General features: G+C 33.1%; 17 protein-coding genes and 1 riboswitch. Of the genes, 1 reads left to right on the top strand and 16 read right to left on the bottom strand.

Annotated features, from left to right (window positions below; all coding sequences use genetic code 11):
• Positions 1 to 195: 195 nt before the first annotated feature.
• From MHI00_RS12690 to MHI00_RS12730, 9 genes are all read right to left on the bottom strand, one after another.
• Positions 196 to 1,557 carry a sigma-54 interaction domain-containing protein gene (locus MHI00_RS12690; RefSeq protein WP_341114056.1) on the bottom strand — a complete coding sequence of 454 codons (1,362 nt, stop codon included), beginning with the start codon at positions 1,555 to 1,557 and terminating at the stop codon, positions 196 to 198.
• Between the two features lie 57 nt (positions 1,558 to 1,614).
• A complete protein-coding gene (locus MHI00_RS12695) occupies positions 1,615 to 2,916 on the bottom strand; it encodes a dicarboxylate/amino acid:cation symporter (RefSeq protein WP_341114058.1) in 1,302 nt (433 codons plus the stop codon).
• A 372-nt stretch (positions 2,917 to 3,288) separates the two neighbouring features.
• The gene (purB, locus tag MHI00_RS12700) at positions 3,289 to 4,587 is read right to left on the bottom strand and encodes an adenylosuccinate lyase (RefSeq protein WP_341114059.1); all 1,299 of its coding nucleotides are present in this window, start codon (positions 4,585 to 4,587) and stop codon (positions 3,289 to 3,291) included.
• 13 nt (positions 4,588 to 4,600) lie between these two features.
• Complete coding sequence (gene purK / locus MHI00_RS12705) at positions 4,601 to 5,728, bottom strand: 5-(carboxyamino)imidazole ribonucleotide synthase (RefSeq protein WP_035064409.1); 1,128 nt, start codon at positions 5,726 to 5,728, stop codon at positions 4,601 to 4,603.
• Complete coding sequence (gene purE, locus MHI00_RS12710; protein ID WP_010050865.1) at positions 5,715 to 6,203, bottom strand: 5-(carboxyamino)imidazole ribonucleotide mutase; 489 nt, start codon at positions 6,201 to 6,203, stop codon at positions 5,715 to 5,717. Before purE ends, purK begins: the two co-directional genes overlap by 14 nt.
• 123 nt (positions 6,204 to 6,326) lie before the next feature.
• Positions 6,327 to 6,872, bottom strand: coding sequence for a DUF2179 domain-containing protein (locus tag MHI00_RS12715; protein WP_010050863.1), 546 nt, complete (start codon positions 6,870 to 6,872; stop codon positions 6,327 to 6,329).
• Positions 6,873 to 6,888: 16 nt separating this feature from the next.
• Positions 6,889 to 7,254 (bottom strand): hypothetical protein, encoded by a 366-nt coding sequence (locus tag MHI00_RS12720; RefSeq protein ID WP_010050859.1) that lies wholly within the window; start codon positions 7,252 to 7,254, stop codon positions 6,889 to 6,891.
• Between the two features lie 447 nt (positions 7,255 to 7,701).
• Positions 7,702 to 8,085, bottom strand: coding sequence for a hypothetical protein (locus MHI00_RS12725; RefSeq protein WP_057000594.1), 384 nt, complete (start codon positions 8,083 to 8,085; stop codon positions 7,702 to 7,704).
• 116 nt (positions 8,086 to 8,201) lie between these two features.
• On the bottom strand, positions 8,202 to 8,420 hold the full coding sequence (locus tag MHI00_RS12730; protein WP_414021676.1) for a helix-turn-helix domain-containing protein: 219 nt from the start codon (positions 8,418 to 8,420) through the stop codon (positions 8,202 to 8,204).
• A 98-nt stretch (positions 8,421 to 8,518) separates the two neighbouring features.
• Here MHI00_RS12730 and MHI00_RS12735 point away from each other — a divergent pair, with 98 nt between their 5' ends.
• Positions 8,519 to 8,788, top strand: a complete 270-nt coding sequence (locus tag MHI00_RS12735; protein WP_341114065.1) for a hypothetical protein — start codon at positions 8,519 to 8,521, stop codon at positions 8,786 to 8,788.
• 306 nt (positions 8,789 to 9,094) lie between these two features.
• Here MHI00_RS12735 and MHI00_RS12740 read toward each other — a convergent pair whose 3' ends face one another.
• The 7 genes from MHI00_RS12740 to pbp4 form a co-directional block, all read right to left on the bottom strand.
• The gene (locus tag MHI00_RS12740) at positions 9,095 to 9,505 is read right to left on the bottom strand and encodes a hypothetical protein (RefSeq protein WP_057000591.1); all 411 of its coding nucleotides are present in this window, start codon (positions 9,503 to 9,505) and stop codon (positions 9,095 to 9,097) included.
• A 1,113-nt stretch (positions 9,506 to 10,618) separates the two neighbouring features.
• The gene (locus MHI00_RS12745) at positions 10,619 to 10,942 is read right to left on the bottom strand and encodes a type II toxin-antitoxin system PemK/MazF family toxin (RefSeq protein ID WP_341115165.1); all 324 of its coding nucleotides are present in this window, start codon (positions 10,940 to 10,942) and stop codon (positions 10,619 to 10,621) included.
• Between the two features lie 120 nt (positions 10,943 to 11,062).
• Positions 11,063 to 12,391 (bottom strand): nucleobase:cation symporter-2 family protein, encoded by a 1,329-nt coding sequence (locus MHI00_RS12750; RefSeq protein ID WP_341114067.1) that lies wholly within the window; start codon positions 12,389 to 12,391, stop codon positions 11,063 to 11,065.
• A 4-nt stretch (positions 12,392 to 12,395) separates the two neighbouring features.
• Positions 12,396 to 12,980, bottom strand: coding sequence for a xanthine phosphoribosyltransferase (locus MHI00_RS12755; RefSeq protein ID WP_341114069.1), 585 nt, complete (start codon positions 12,978 to 12,980; stop codon positions 12,396 to 12,398).
• Between the two features lie 168 nt (positions 12,981 to 13,148).
• Positions 13,149 to 13,249, bottom strand: a riboswitch (purine riboswitch).
• A 506-nt stretch (positions 13,250 to 13,755) separates the two neighbouring features.
• Positions 13,756 to 14,475: a GntR family transcriptional regulator gene (locus tag MHI00_RS12760; protein WP_341114071.1), complete on the bottom strand. Its 720-nt coding sequence runs from the start codon at positions 14,473 to 14,475 to the stop codon at positions 13,756 to 13,758.
• 139 nt (positions 14,476 to 14,614) lie between these two features.
• A complete protein-coding gene (locus MHI00_RS12765) occupies positions 14,615 to 15,256 on the bottom strand; it encodes a DNA alkylation repair protein (RefSeq protein ID WP_341114073.1) in 642 nt (213 codons plus the stop codon).
• A 28-nt stretch (positions 15,257 to 15,284) separates the two neighbouring features.
• Positions 15,285 to 17,315, bottom strand: coding sequence for a penicillin-binding protein PBP4(5) (gene pbp4, locus MHI00_RS12770; protein ID WP_341114075.1), 2,031 nt, complete (start codon positions 17,313 to 17,315; stop codon positions 15,285 to 15,287).
• Between the last annotated feature and the right edge of the window lie 32 nt (positions 17,316 to 17,347).

Here is a 17,347-nt window from a genome sequence, read left to right on the forward strand (position 1 = left end):
GGCGTTATAGTTATTCTCAACTTTCATTTTTAATGACGTTAGCTAGTAAGAAAGCTTCCTTAATACCACTTCGCAAGTAGCTAAAAAATTTAGTTCGTAGTTATCTTTTTTGATTTCTTTATCTTATGTAGTTAACTATGAGCAAGTAAAAAGCTTTAAAGTGTAACAAACAATTACACTTTAAAGCTTTTTTAGTTAAGATGTCACATTTTGTTTCAATTCTAATTCGTTAATTTTCTTATAAATAAAAGGACGGCTGACTTGGCTTTCTTCGGCTGTTTGGCTAATATTCCATTCACTAGACTCTAATTTTTTTTGAAAATAAATTTTTTCAACGTACTGGATAAATGCTTGATAATCACATTCCTCGGCAATCGCTTGTAAGGACTCTTCGATTTGATCATTTGAAGGTGTTTCATATCCTCCTTGATGAACGGGTAAATCAAGATCTGCAGTGACTACTAAGTATTCAATATAATTTTTCAATTCTCGGACATTTCCCGACCATTCAGACAACATTAAATGCTTAATATGTTGGGTTTCTAATGAAATACTGCGCTGGTGTTGTTCGTTAAAGTAGTCTATAAAATAATTTGCCAAAGCGAGTACATCTTTTTTTCTTTCTCTCAATGGGGGAATCACAACAGGAATGGCATTAATTCGATAGTAAAGATCCCGTCTAAATTTACCTTTTTCGACTAAACTTAAAATGTCTTGGTTAGATGCTGAGATTAAACGAAAAGAGATTGGGATTTCGGCAATATCACCAACTTTACGAATCTTCATCGTTTCTAAAGCACGTAATAATTTTGTTTGCATTTCTAGTGGCATTTCTGAAATTTCATCTAAAAATAAAGTGCCACCATCCGCGGCTTCAATCAAACCAATTTTATCTTCTTTAGCCCCAGTGAAGGTCCCCTTTTTATAGCCAAAGAACTCTGACTCAAATAAATTATCTGGAATTGCAGCACAGTTGACTGTTATGAATTGACAATCAGCTAGTTGGCTATGCTGATGAATGTAATTAGCAACGACTTCTTTTCCAACACCAGATTCACCTAATAGCAGAATTCGACTATTGTATTTTGAGACTTGTTTACAGACTCGCAGAACTCGCTTCATTTCATTACTTTCGGCAATCACTTTTTCATTGACTTCTAATTCACTAAATTCCTCGGTTTCTTTTGAAGTCTCAGCAATATTTTTCGTCCAGCGCTCTAACTCTTCGATTGTCAGCGGATCAGACTTAGTTACAACTAGGTGTAGCGTTTTATCTGGATAGAAAATTGGCGTTGATTTTGATTTTATTTGATAACCAGCTTTAGTTGTTAAATTCACTTCAGACATTTTATGTGTTTTTAATGTTTCGATTGTAGCTGAAGCATTGTATATGTTACTTGCGACTAAATCATAAACATTTGAATTCAACAATGTATTCAACGGCATTCCTAATGTCATAGCCGTAAATTCATTTGCTAATAAAATATTTCCCTCACCATCCGTTGCAAATAGCGTAGTGACATCGTCATTCATTAATTTCGTGACTGTTTTTGTCATTAAGTTTTCTCCCTTTCTTTCATTTTTATTGAGTTTGCACTTATAAGCTTTTCCAGATTAACTTAATTCCTTTGCGCTGCCTTTGATGCCTTGATTTTCACTACTACATTCAGTTTCATAAAATTTATGAGTAAGTGATTCTTTTTCAATAACTTTTGTAATTATCATGGCACATGTTATATTGCTTGTTGAATTAACTAATGTCGCAGTCATATCTGTAATCGTTGTGATGACTGCAATTACCGGAATAACTTCCACAGGGAAACCAAATAAAGCAATCAATAATACTTCAGCAGTAAACCCACCACTAGGAATTGATCCCATCACAATGCCAACTAAGAATCCACCACAGATGATACTTAAACCTGCTGAAAGTGTCGTCAAATCGCGATTAAATAAGGTAAATAGTAAGACTACTTGTAAAACACCACTCATAGCTGAACCATCTTTATGAATATTTGCACCTAAAGAAATCACCGTTTCTCGAATGTCCTCTGGCACGCCTATTTTTTTTAAAGCTGCTAAATTTGTCGGAATACAAGCAGCACTGGAACTCGTTCCTAAAGCCTGTAGGGCTGGAATGAAAATATTTTGCCGATAAAGTTTAAGCCCTCTCAAACCTCCAGCTATATAAGCATAAAAAGAAAGAATAAAGATAAAGTAAATCCCACAAATCAAAATAAAAAGCAGCAAAGCTTTCATATATCCACCTAAGATTTTTGGTCCGAGTTCACCTAGCGTATAAGCAAAGTACGATCCTAACCCAATTGGTGCAAACTTCATTACAAGTGCGATCATCTTCATTGTTACATCATTCCCCACGCTTAAAACAGCCAATAAAGGTGAAGCTTTTTCTCCAATTAAAGACAGTGTTATACCAAAGAATAAAGAGAATAAAATCAACGCTAATAAATTACTTTTATCAAATAAGTCTAGAAAATTTCCAACACTAATTGTATTGACAATCATCATTCCAAAAGACTGACTTTCAGCTACAAGATTCTGGTCCATTAAAGCTGAAAATTGATTCCGATCAATACTAGCAAATGGATTGTAAACCAGCGTTGCCACATACATTAAAGTCACAGCAATTAAGGTTGTTATCGCAAAGGTTCCCAATGTTAAGCCTAGAATTTTTTTAATACGACTTACACCTTGTTTGCCAGTACCTGCTACAGCCAAACTCATGCTACAAAAAATCAATGGAATAATCAGTACAAATACGCAATTTAAAAATAGCTTGCCAATTGGTTCTAAAAAGAGTGCTGCCTCACCAAAAAACACCCCAATAATCGCTCCAACTGCAATACCAGCTAAGAGTGTCAACGAGCTTTTATAGTTCTTTAAAAATTTCACCATTTTTTCCCCTCCGATTAGTTAGTCGATTAAACCAACTTAATTAAAGCGCTTTTATTTTTTAGCGCTTTGAGGTTTGCTTGCCTAGGTTAGGGCAGACACCTCAACGTTAGGGATTCAATGTGTTTGTTTTCACAAATGTATTTATTCTACTTTTTTCTTAATCTACCTAGTCAATATACCATGAAAAAGACTCGAAAGTCTATGCTTTTATCTATTTACTTTTTAATTTGTGTAATTAATCACAATTAAAAAGAAATATACACTTTAACACCTTAATTTAAGTATGTGCTGTCTTATGAACAAATAAAAATCGTATGAAATCATCATTTAAAATGGATTCCATACGATTTTTTACACTCATTTACTTTTTACCTATTCACCTAAGCCTACACGTTCAAAAATAACATCAACGTTCTTTAAATGATGATGATAATCAAAAGCGTCATCTAAATCTGCTTGGCTTAAAATAGCTGTAACTTCTGGATCAGCTTCTAATAATGGGCGGAATTGGACTTGTTCATCCCATGAAATAGCTGTTTTAGGTTGAACTAAATCATAAGCAGCTTCACGGTTCATTCCATTATCAATTAGTTTTAATAAAACACGCTGGCTATAAATCAATCCAAAAGTAGCATCCATATTACGTAACATATTTTCTGGGAAGACCGTCAGATTTTTAACAATATTTCCAAAACGATTTAACATATAATTTAATAAAATCGTTGTATCAGGTAAAATAATTCGTTCCGCTGATGAATGGGAAATATCGCGTTCATGCCATAATGTCACATTTTCATAAGCAGTTACCATGTAGCCACGAATAACACGAGCTAAACCAGACATGTTTTCAGAGCCGATTGGATTACGTTTATGCGGCATTGCAGATGAACCTTTTTGACCTTTCGCAAAAAATTCTTCTACTTCTCGTGTTTCAGACTTTTGTAAGCCACGAATCTCGGTAGCAAATTTTTCGATACTTGTCGCAATCAGTGCCATTGCTGAAACGTACTCAGCATGCAAATCTCTTGGTAAAACTTGCGTTGAAATTTCTTGCGGACGAATTTCTAATTTTTCACAAACATATTCTTCAACAAATGGAGAGATATTCGCAAATGTTCCTACAGCCCCACTTATTTTCCCAGCTTCAACACCTTTAGCAGCATGTTCAAAGCGTTCAATATTCCGTTTCATTTCTGAATACCATAACGCTAACTTTAAGCCGAATGTTGTTGGTTCAGCATGAACTCCGTGAGTTCTCCCCATCATAACTGTCATTTTGTGTTCTTTCGCTTTAGTTCCAATGATTTCTAAAAATCTTTGTAAGTCTTGACGCAAGATATCATTGGCTTGTTTTAATTGATAGCCATAAGCTGTATCAACTACGTCCGTACTAGTTAAACCATAATGCACCCATTTACGTTCTGCACCTAAAGATTCCGAAACAGCACGTGTAAAGGCTACAACATCATGACGTGTTTCTGCCTCAATTTCTAAAATACGTGCAACATCAAAAGAAGCATTTTCTCTAATTTTTTGAGCATCTTCTTTAGGTATTTCACCAAGCTCAGCCCAAGCTTCATCGGCTAAAATCTCTACTTCCAGCCATGTATCATAGCGGTTTTCATCTGTCCAAATTGCACCCATCTCAGGTCTTGTATAACGTTCAATCATTCGTTCATCGCTCCTATTCCCATATTCCTGTATCTTCAATTGTCTCTAATGTGCGTTCAATATTTTCTGTTAAAATGGTGATATGCCCCATCTTTCGACCAAGTCTAGCAAGACTTTTTCCATAATAATGGAAATGCCACTCTGGCTTAAATAGAATTTGAAATAAAGAATCTTCAATATGTTCACCTAAAATATTAACCATTACAGCTTTAGATAACAACTTTACTTCTGGTAATGGCCAGCCGCAGATTGCACGAATATGCAAATCAAATTGAGAAAATGAACAAGCTTCAATACTATAATGACCTGAATTATGCGGTCTCGGAGCTAGCTCATTTACATATAGAGAACCAGAAGAGGTTAGAAACATTTCAATTCCTAGAACACCAATTAAATTTAGCTTCTTAGCGATTACGGTTGCTACTCGTTCAACTTCTTCACTAATCTCATTACTTACACGAGCTGGTGCAATGGTTTCATGTAAAATATTGTTTCGATGTAAATTTTCTACAACTGGAAATACTCTAATTTCACCAGCTTCATTACGAGCTACCATCACGGAGCATTCTCTTTCAAAAGGAATCCAAGCTTCTAAAACACAAATACCTGTTTTTAAAAGAACTTCACATTTAGGAATATCTTCTTCACTATAAAGTACAACTTGCCCTTTACCATCATAGCCTCCACGAATCGTTTTTAAGACACAAGGAAAGCCAATTCCATCTAAGGAAGCACTAATATCATTTAAGTCAATAATCGTTGCATATGGCGCTATATTGATATTATTTTCCTCTAAATAAGCTTTTTCTAACAAACGATCTTGCGTAATTGAAAGCAATTCACTTCCTTGTGGCAAGGAAACTAAATGTTCAATTTTTGAAATTGCATCAACATCCACATTTTCAAATTCGTATGTTACGACATCTGTTCGAAAAGCCAATTCTTGTAAAGCAGTGTAATCATTAAATTTGGCAACGATCTGCCAATCTGCTACTTGAGCAGCCGGACAATTTTTTTCAGGATCTAATATACCAACAAAGTAGCCCATTTCTTTAGCTGCCAGGGTTAACATACGACCTAATTGCCCACCACCAATGATGCCAATTGTTTTACCGGGTGGAATTAAATTAGACAAGTTCATCACTACTTTCCATTACTTTTTCTTTAAGCTTTATTCTTCTCTTATCTAGTTTATCAGCAATTTCCCCATCTGTCATTGATAACATTTCTAAAGCCAACAAACCTGCATTCGTTGCTCCTGCTTTTCCAATCGCAACAGTAGCTACTGGAACTCCTCCTGGCATTTGAACAATCGACAATAGAGAATCCATCCCTTTTAATGCAGCAGATTCAATTGGGACACCAATAACCGGTAATGTTGTTTGCGCAGCGACCATTCCTGGCAAGTGAGCGGCACCACCAGCTCCTGCAATAATGACTTGAAGCCCACTTGCTCTAGCACCTTTTGCAAATTCAAACATATAATCTGGTGTTCGATGAGCAGAGACAACTTTTTTTTGATAGGCGATACCAAATTCATCTAAAATGTCACACGTAAATTTCATTGTTTCCCAATCTGAAGTACTTCCCATAATCACTGCAACTTTTTCGGTCAACTTTAGTCCCCATTTCTTTTTATTTTCACTTCCTAGTTTACCAATCTATCAAATACATGTCAAAATAATTCGAACGATAAACAGATAATCAATAAAAATATTCGCCTTTTCACAAATGAATACTTATTTTTTCAGTTGATTTCTTCTTCTTCTAACTTTTTTAGTCCAAAAACCACCACTGATATATTTAGGTTCATAAGAAATGACAAAGGCTTTTGGTTCTAATTTATGAATTTCTTTGTATAAAGTTCGTTCATTTTTACGAGGACTTAATATTTCTAAAATCATGCGCTCACCCTCGCGACCATAAGCATAATTCATCGTAACACCGTATCCTAATTCCCTTAATTCTTCTGGCATTTTACTTTCTACATCTGGAATAATAACTGTCACCATAATATAGCCTAACGCTAAAAATTCTTCAATTCGAATCCCAATACCGATTCCAACACCATAACCAATCGCATAGGCTGCTAAATTCCAAGGATTATCTAAACGATTTAAGACTAAACTTAAACCCAAAACGTAAATTGTTATTTCAAAAACACTGACAATTGGCGCAATCAAACGATAACCTTTCATCGTTAACATAAAGCGGATTGTATTTAGTGTAATGTATGACAAATTGATGATAAAAATCATCAACAACATTTTTGCATCAATAACCATTTTTTATTCCTCCAATCTAAATTCTTTTCATTGCTTGTTCTAGAATAAGTAACGCACCAAGACCAAATAAGCAATCGACTAAGTCAAAGCTTGCTCCAGCAAAATAAACATAATACAGCTCTGATAAATTCTGTAAAATAAATGTTCCTACCAACATGCATCTTACCACTTTTAAAGATAATTGTCGCTTAGTCAAAGTAATATTTACTAAAATTAAAAAACTTGGTAACATCCAAGCTGTTCCAAAGTTAGGTAGACTTCCTACTATAAAAAGTAGCATTGGATTTGTGAAGGTGATGTACGATCTCACCATCAAAGCTCCAATCCATAAACACGTTCCTGCTAACAAAAATATTGCCGCTTGTTGAGCTTGATTTTTCATAGTTACACGTCCCTCTCCTTGTTTAGTCTAGCAAGATTCATGGAAAATACAAGGAGATAGTAAAGAAACTTAAAAAGTTTTAACAACCTTATTGATGCTAAATAATCTGCTACGAAGCAAACCCTATTTATTTCAATGTACTTGTCAATACACTGGATTAATAAAAAAAGACGTTTCACAATACAATCATGTGAAACGTACCGAACGTTATTTCAATGTATAATAATTATCAAAATAGTTAATTATTATATTCTTAACAGACTTTTGGTTTGTCTTACCTTCATTTAAATATTTTAAAAATAAATGATAAACCTCTTGAATCTATAATCCAAAAAATCCTCAGTAATTCCATTTCTAATTTTTAAGTCTTTAGGAATAGACACTTTCATTTTTGCATCATAAAAATTAATCTCTCCAGTTTTTAAATTTTTATACTTAAAACGCAAATTACTTAACTGTTTTTAAATAATCTATCTCTTCAACTGTCCATTTAGTATTAATAAGACTCTTAAGTTCATCTGATAAACCTAGTATTCCTAACCACACACTAGAGTGTTTAACACTTTCAACATTCCATAGCTCGCTATTATCTAACTTTATAGTTCTCTCCCTTAAGTCCAAACTCATTTTCATAATTTTGTCATCAATTATGCCATATTCTTTTAATTCTTGTAGGTTTTTAGTTTGCATAAATGATATTACACCTACAATAAAATCTTCAAAAATATATGTTTCAATTTCTCTATCCGACAGATTTTTTACAAATATCCCACTCTTACTTAAAGTGTCTAAAAACCAACCAAACTTGCCGCCAATTGATAATTTTTCCAATGGTTAGTCACCTCCAAATTTTATTATTGTTGCTTTATCATTTGGAAACTTAAATGAAACTAATATTTATTGAATAAAAAAAGAGCATTTACTCAATACTCTCTTTTTAACTTAAACTATTTAAATTTTTTGGTCTTCGTTCTATCAAGTAAATAATCTACACTAACATCAAAATAATCTGCTATCTTAATCAATGTACTAGCAGTCCACTCAATTTTCCCCGTCTCATATTGGGAATAAGTATTTTGAGAGACATTTAATAGTTCTGCCATTTTCTGTTGTGTCACATCATTATCTTCTCTTATTGAACGAATATTTTTATATTTCATCTTCATCACCTATGTTTATTATATATATCTGTAATAAAGATATTGCATTACATCTGAAATACAGATATAATGCAAGTATTCAATAATACAAAGGAGGGGTGCTGGTGAGTTTAAAAAAAGACATACAACAAGTTTTTAAAGAAAGTTATTTGGAAGATCTGTATCAATTTTTAAATGAAGATAAAGAGTATCTACTTATGAGAGAAAAAATTCGTTTGGTTGAAAATGAAGTACTAGAATACCCAACTGAAATTAATAAAAAAAGTCTAAAACAAAATAAGTTAAAAATTGCCGAATACTTACACATAAGTATATATAAAATGGGATTTTATGTAGGTATAAATCGTAGTCAATCAGAATCCAAAGAATCTTAAATATAACGAATTTTATAGTATACATCAAAAAAACATAACAAATAAAAGAAACTAACATTTCACAAACACAGATTCCGTTAGTTTCTTTTATAATGTTACTCTGTTAAATATCTATCAAGCTTTATTTTTCAACTTACTTCTTTTGGATATCACAAAAAGCAAATTCACCTCCAGATATATAAGAAATACGTAAAATACTTAAAAATCCTATACTTGATATTACATAGACTCTAAGCTAAATAAAAAACCTTGATTACTAATTACATTCTAATCAAGGAATTTTTTAGTATTCAATATCGAAAACAGCTATCTTTTATTTTCTTCGATAAAAGCTTCTAACACTCGCTTTACTGGTGGAATTGCATTCTTTAATAAACTTTCTGCCTTTTCAATAATTTGGTTATTTGAGTTGATTAGTTCTTTATATTCTGGAGTTTTAAACGATCTTAATGAATCTATCACATATTCAACCACCTCATCATTTTCATCGAGTAAACTAAATAGAAGTTTTAATCCATTCATTCCAAAATCGTCATCAATACAATATACTAACCTAATTTTATATTTATCTCCTTTACTTTTTACACTCTGAAATAATTTTTCCCAATCATTATCAGAAAAGTCTCGCAATAACTCTTGCACATATATAAATTCATCATCATAAAAGTAATCATCTGAGCTATTTTCAGATAAAACTCCAACTACTTTTTCGAACATTCTCTTCAATATTTAAATTTTTTTGTAGCTTTCAATATTTTGCTTTTTACAAACAAAAGGCTAATTATTATTGTTAGTATAAATATGAATGGCGAGATACCTAAAATAAATAGATTGGATGTATGAATGCTATTTTCGAGAGCGTTCCCAATCGGAAATATATCAAGTAATAAATAGAGAAATTTTGTTACAATAAATTTAGACAACAAATAGTTAAAAATAAAAATGAAAGGTACTCCTAAAAATGATTCAATTACAATTTCAGATGAGATGTGGGAAACAGTAACACCTAATAAATATTTAGTGTTAATTTCTTCTTTATACCTTAATACTTTTTGACTAAAAAATATTAATAATTTTAAAGTCCCAAAAATAAAAAAAACGAAAATAAAGAACAACAAACTTAACTCTATTATTTGAATCAAAATACCAAATTCATTGTTTTCTGCTTGAGTATTCATTGACTTAGAAATCGTCAGAAACAAATTAAGTGTATAAATTAGAATGGATTGAAAGAAGCAAAAGAGAAATATTGTTAAATCATGTCGTATACTCTCTCTAGTATTTCTATATCTCAATTTATAGCATCTTGATATGATAAATTGAATACCAATGATGGTGTTTAAGTTGATTTTTTCTCTTTTCATTTAATCACTACTCTTTCACATTACAAAAACATTTTTTTAACATAGCATATAAATTGAAATCGGTTGTCTATTAAGTATACGATGAAATCATTCAAGTTTTATTCTGCTTCTGTTATTAAATCAATTGATAATTGATCCAAATCATTAATATTAACTTTTTCTTCAACAGATACAGAATCAGTAAATAAAAATAGACTCAAAAATACATCCGACACCATTACTAAAAAAGTCTTTATCTTCATTTTTTCATTGATAACTAACTTTATCCTAACTTGGTTTTAAGTATAACGATAAGAATTTTATTTGTCAATATCTACATATTTTTTCTCGGTTTAATGTTTGTATTACTATATAATTTTTTAAGTTTTAGGCCAGTTATGAAGGGGAACTTAGAGTATGCTTATGCCGGACAAATAAAAAAGAGAACAATTTTAATTGTTCTCTTCAATCATTATTATTCAATTGTTTAAAATAAGTTTGGCACAAAGGCCAATATTTTTTCTAATGTTTCAACAGGTAATTCTTCCTTAAAAACAGCTTCTCGTTGCTCAGTATCAATAGCTCTTAGATGCTGACAAATTACCGTTCCTGTTGTTTCGAGTGAATCCGATAATTTTACATTAAGTGGAAATTCACGATTCGTATTTGTTATTGGAGCAATAATTCGAATAGATGAAAAACTATTATAAACATCATTACTTACAACTACTACCGGTCGAAATCCTGATTGTTCGTAACCCTTTGTATGATTTAAATTCACAAATAATATATCGTCTTGTTTTGGACTTATACATCAGATAAGTTCTCCCATAACTTGCTAATCAAAAATAAGAAACAACATGAAATCATTTATAAAAATAGATTTCATGCTGTTTTTAGACTTTTTTTCAAGTTTCATTCTTTCAACTTGTTAATGACTATTCCCAGTTTCAGCAAACTCACTGCCAACTGGACTTGTTTCTAAATCCACCTTACCACGCTCTTTTTTATTGAATAAAACATTTAAAATGATTGAGGTCAAGCTTGCTACAACAATCCCATTACTTGTAAACAATTGAACTGTTTCTGGTAGGCCAGCAAATAGCTCTGGAACGACCGTTACACCTAATCCTAAACCAACGGACATAGCAACTACTAAAAGGTTACTTTCATTGGTAAAATCGACATGAGCCAGCATTCTTATGCCTTGTGTTGCAACCATGCCAAACATCACTAGCATAGCACCACCTAAAACAGGGTCTGGAATAATCGTTGCAACTGCACCAATTTTAGGTAGTAAGCCTAAAAGAATTAAAAAACCAGCCGAAAAATAAATAGGCTTACGATTTTTAATTCCAGATAACTGGACAAGTCCTACATTTTGCGAAAAGCCAGTATAGGGAAATGTATTGAAAATCCCACCAAGCAATACCGCTAAACCTTCTGCGCGATACCCACGTTTCAAATCATCTTCTTGAATTTTTTTATCTGTAATTTCACCTAAAGCAAAGTAAACACCTGTTGATTCTACCATGCTCACTAATGAAATTAAAATCATGGTTAAAATAGATGACCATTCAAAGGTTGGTCGACCAAAGTAAAAAGGTTGAGGCATATGGAACCATGTTGCTTCTGCAACTGGAGCTAAATTTACCATGCCTAAAAATGCCGCTAAACCTGTTCCAACTAATAAACCAATCAAAACAGCAATCGAGCGCATAAATCCAATACCATAAATCTGAACGATTAGAATCGTTGCGATTGTAACGAAAGCCAACACTAAAAACTTAGTGGAGCCAAAATCTGTCATTGTTTTACTGCCGCCACCCATTTTTTCTAAAGCAACTGGAATTAGCGTTAAACCGATAACGGTAATAACCGTTCCTGTCACGACTGGTGGAAAAAAACGTTTAATCTTAGAAAAGACCCCTGAAATTAAAATAATAAAAATTCCTGCAACAATAATTGAGCCATACATAGCACCGATACCTTGATTAGATCCAATCAAAATTAGAGGGGATACCGCTTGAATAGCACAACCTAGTACGACTGGTAAGCCAATTCCAAAAAATTTATTGACGGTTAATTGTAATAATGTGGCTACTCCACACATAAAAATATCAATTGATACTAAATAAGTCATTTCTTCCGGAGTGAAATTTAATGCTCCACCAATTAAAAGTGGAACAATAACGGCACCTGCATACATAGCTAAAACATGTTGCAAGCCTAAAGCAGCTGATTTTCCATTTGATAACATAGGCTTATTTATCCTCCTGAGGAACAAACTTCACAATACCGTCTTCAAAAGCAGCTATTCTAGCTAATGAAACAATTTCAATTCCGCTCTCTTCAACAATTTGGCGGCCTTTTTGAAATGATTTCTCGATAACAATCCCCATACCGCTTACTTTTGCCCCTGCTTTTTCACAAATTTCCAATAACCCGATGGCTGCTTGACCATTTGCTAAAAAATCATCAATTAGTAACACATTATCAGAAGAATCTAAAAAACTTTTAGAAACAGCAATTTCATTGGTTACATTTTTAGTAAAAGAATAGACACTTGCACTATACATATTATCAACTAAAGTTAAGCTTTTATGTTTTCTGGCAAAAACAACTGGAACGCCCATAGCTAACCCTGCGAACACTGCTGGCGCAATCCCTGACGATTCAATCGTGATAATCTTATTAATGCCACGTCCTTTAAAAAGCTCTGCAAATTCATTTCCAATTTCTTGCATTAAAATTGGATCAATTTGATGATTTAAGAAATTATCCACCTTTAAAACATTATCCCCTAGTACCACTCCATCTTTCAAAATGCGCTCTTCCAATAATTTCATTGCTTTTCAAAAACTCCTTCGATTTATATTTTCGTTATTTAATTAATCCTTGAATAAAGAGGAATTTGGTTCGTTCTGTTCCTTTTATATTATGAAACAAAAAAACTGCAACTCTTTTCCTTCGCTAAATGAAACAGCAAAGAAAAAGGGCTACAGTCTTAAACGTGTATCCTTGTATTCTTCACTTATAGTCCAGCCATTTACGGTGCTGGGTAGATACTCGTCGACCTTATCTCGACTATTATATGAGTGAATTAATTTAGATTAATATACCGTCAAAAGCAGCTCTTGTCAATCATTATTAAAAATAGTTCATAAAATGCAGATTGGTATAAAGTCGATATATGAGCTATTTCTTCTAATTAGACAAATAACCAACTTTTTAGGATCACAGTCCATCTTTGATGGATGTGTATCATGGTTCTAAGTTGCTAAAGCAACAAGAACCTTAGTAAACCAACATTTAAGGATCACAGTCCATCTTTGATGGATGTGTATCATGGTTCTAAGTTGCTAAAGCAACAAGAACCATGATAAAAACACCACAGTTGGAGAGACTGTGGTGAAAGGAGTTGGTTGATTAAAGTTACTTTAAAAAAAGTCTTTAATCTTCTTATTTCTTTACTTTGGAGGAGTAAAAGAAAAATAAAAAAAGTTTATTGTTTTGGACATTAGTTGGAAGCTAATGTCTTTCTTACTACTTCTACAGTATACCTAGCAAATATGAAGAAAGTATGATGATTTTTTTATGATTCCTAGACTATTTATCTAGACCTTAAACGCTATTAATCGTTACAACTAAAATATCCCCTTGATCATATCGATGCCTTGTCTGTGAGTATTCAAAAGGAACGCCATCGGTTAAATAAACAACTTGATCGATTTCTAAAACCGGATCATCTTGATCACATTTCAAGTATTTCTGATCCAATTCATTCGGTTTATCTGCCCGAATATGTTGGTTTGCTCCACCAAATTTCAACCCTAATTCACCTTTTATATAATGATAAATTGAATTCAATAAAATCTCTTTCGTTATATTTGGAATCACCTCGACAGGCATAATTGTATGTTCAATTAAAAAAGGCTCACCAGAAAGTAAACGTAAACGATCAATAGCGTACACTGGTTGTGTTTTAGTCAGCATTAATTTTTCAGCTTCTATATCAGTTGGAAAGCGAACATCAAAATGTAGAATTTGGCTTGTAATTGTACTTCGATCCGCTAGTTGATGTGTCACACCAACATATTCGTCCATTTTACTATCTAATTTTGACATCTCCAAAGCATTCTTTCGAACATAGGTCCCTGAACCTTGACGGCTGTATACTAGTCCCTCAACAACTAAAAGTTCAATTGCTTTTTTTATAGTTATCCGGCTTGTCTCAAATTCAGCTGCTAGTTTTCCTTGATCAGGTAAAGCATGATCCACTGCATAACGCCCTGCCAAAATTCTCTTTCTAATTTCGTCTGCTATTTGACTGTATTTTGCCATTTTCCCCACTCCAATTTCCACTTTTTCAAGGCTTTGACATCTATGTAAATCTCTTTCTATTATATCTGTATCTAAATAAAAACAAAAGGATAAGTTGAAAAACCTTTTTAAAACAATGGTTTTCCAACTTATCTATGCTTTATATATATTTGGAGCCTTCACGGACTGCTAAAGTGCTTAAGCCTGGATTTTTAGTAATAAATTTTGTGACCCATTCAGGATTTGTTTTACTATAATCCCGTAAAGCCCAGCCAATTGCCTTTTGAATAAAAAATTCATCAGTTGCTAAATCTTGTAAAATACTTTGTTTTAAATAGGCTTGATCGGTTTGCTCTTTAAAACCTAATTGTAAATTTAATGCTACTCGGCGATCCCAAAAGCTTTCACTCCTAGTAAAATAGGTAAAGATTTCATGAAAATAGGTTGGATTTAGCAGACACCATTTAGAAAATGAACTTCTTAGAACATCAACCGTATCCCACCAAGCTTTTTGATTAATCAAAGGAAAGAGCGATTTTAATTCTGGATAAGACATACGCTTATAATTTTTTAATAAGAGGTCAGCCGCGATATATTGATATTCTCGTGCTTCTTCTTGATAGTAACTTTCAATTTCATTTAAGACTCTTTCTATCGGCCATTTTTGGCTTTCTTTAAGCAACTCTTTCTCTAATAAACGGCGTTCTGGTGCTTTAATCCCCTTAAATATAAATCTATTTTTCATATATGCTTCCATCGCTTGGCGGTTATCTTTATTTTCTGGTAAGACAAGAGGCATCATTGTTTCTACCTTTCTAAATTAAAGTCTTTTATTGCCCTGCATAGATACTTTCTAAAACTGGCTTCATTTTTTCAATGACAACATGACTACTTTTACCTTCAATCATGGCCACCATCAAATAGCTAGCATTATCTGCATCAATTGCTAGTAAGAAGCCATTTTCATCGCCTTTAGTATCTTGTTCTTGTTTTAATTCTGCTGTACCCGTTTTAGCAGCAATTTTGTGTCCTGGAATTGCTAATGTTCGTGCTGTACCATTTGGATCATCAACTACTTGGATCAGAGCATTTTTGACAATAGCTGCAGACTCAGGTGTGATGGCTTGTTTACTTTTTGCTGTTTTTTGATCAGCTGTTAGCTTTGGATACATAATCATTCCGTCATCGGCAAATGGTGAATAAGAAACAGCCTGTTGAATTGGATTTAATAATAATTGTCCCTGACCATATGCTGTATCCGCTAATAAAATATCCGTATTCAGACCTTTTTTATTGGCTATTTGAGCTGGGTCCATAGCTAGTGGTAAATCAAATTTTTCTCCAAATATGAACTTATTTAAGCCAGCTTCAAAGGTCTTTTTACCCATTTCTAGCCCTTCTTGCGCAAAATAGATATTGTCCGAATAAATCAGTGCTTGGTCCATATTTACTGGAGACACATCTGAGACTCGAGTGACAAAATAATTGCCCCAAGAACTATTTTTTTGCCATTTCAAACCAGAAATCTCTCGTTCTTTATTTTCTTTCGTCACACCTGCATCTAAGCCGATTCCAGCCGTAATCGCCTTAAAGGTTGATCCTGGCGCATAACCACTTGCATAACGGGCTAAGAATGGTAAATTAGGATCATTGGCATAAGCATCGTACTCTTTGCTGGAAATTCCTGTAGCCATTAAGTTGGCATCATAGGATGGCGTACTGACTAAAGCTAACAAACTGCCATCTTGGGGGTTCATAATAACAGCAGAAGATTTTTCACCATTTAATTGATTAAAGGCTTGTTGTTGTAATTTACTATCAATGGTTAAAGAAATTGTTTCTCCATCTGTTTTTTCAGATTCTTGAAGAACTTTTTTCAAGTTGCCATCTTGATCGTTCATCACAATTCGCCCACCATTTTTCCCACGTAAACGTTTCTCAAAGGTTGCTTCTAAACCGGCCTTTCCAATTGTATCCCCTACATTTAAGTTCGGATCTTTCTCAATATCTTCTGCTGAAACTTCGCCAACATATCCAATTAAGTGCGCAGCCGCTTGATTTAACGGGTAAGAGCGCATATCTTTAGAAGCATATTGGATTCCCGTCATAACCGGAGTTTCACCATTTGGTAAAACTTTGATAGGCACAAATATATTGGGTTTGACCCATTCCGCTGTTAAACTATTTTCTAAACTTTCAACTGAAACATCAAATTGTTCACTAATTGCCTTTAAATTTGCGGCCTTATCTGCTCCTGAACCCAATTCACCTGGAATCATTCCAACTTCAGGGTATTGGGCTAAATAAGCTAACGGGTTTCCATTACGATCGACTATTGAACCTCTTTTTCCAAATGTTGAAGTGATATTTATTTTATCAGTTGCTTCCATTTCGGGAAAGATTAACTGAGCAGTCCATTCAACTAAAAAGTTTTCACCATTAGGAACTAAGATTGCTTCATATTTTTCCTCATCAAATTTACCTAAATTCGTCTGCATATTTAGAGTATACGTTAATTTAAATTCAGGTTTATTTTCAATTGGAGTGACTGACAAATCACTAATTTTCAATTTGCTCGCATTAATGCCATCAAATATAACTGTATATTTATCAACCAATGATTCTTTTGTATAATCAACTTTTTTTAATGATTCAGAAGTAACTAATTGACTAAGTTTTTTAAAGTCTTGTTTTTCAAGTGCTTTTGTAAAATTCTTACCTGTCTCCAACGCTGCTCGATCACTTTTTTGACTATTATTCCACTTATAATAAAACGTACCGCCAACCATCGCAATGACTAATAAAATAGATGCAACAATCATTAGCACTGTTTTATTTTTTTCCTTTTTTACTTGTCTCAAGTCCTCGTCCTCCTAATAAAACTAATTGCTTA

The organism is Carnobacterium sp. FSL E2-0243 (assembly GCF_038003605.1).
GTDB lineage: Bacteria > Bacillota > Bacilli > Lactobacillales > Carnobacteriaceae > Carnobacterium > Carnobacterium maltaromaticum.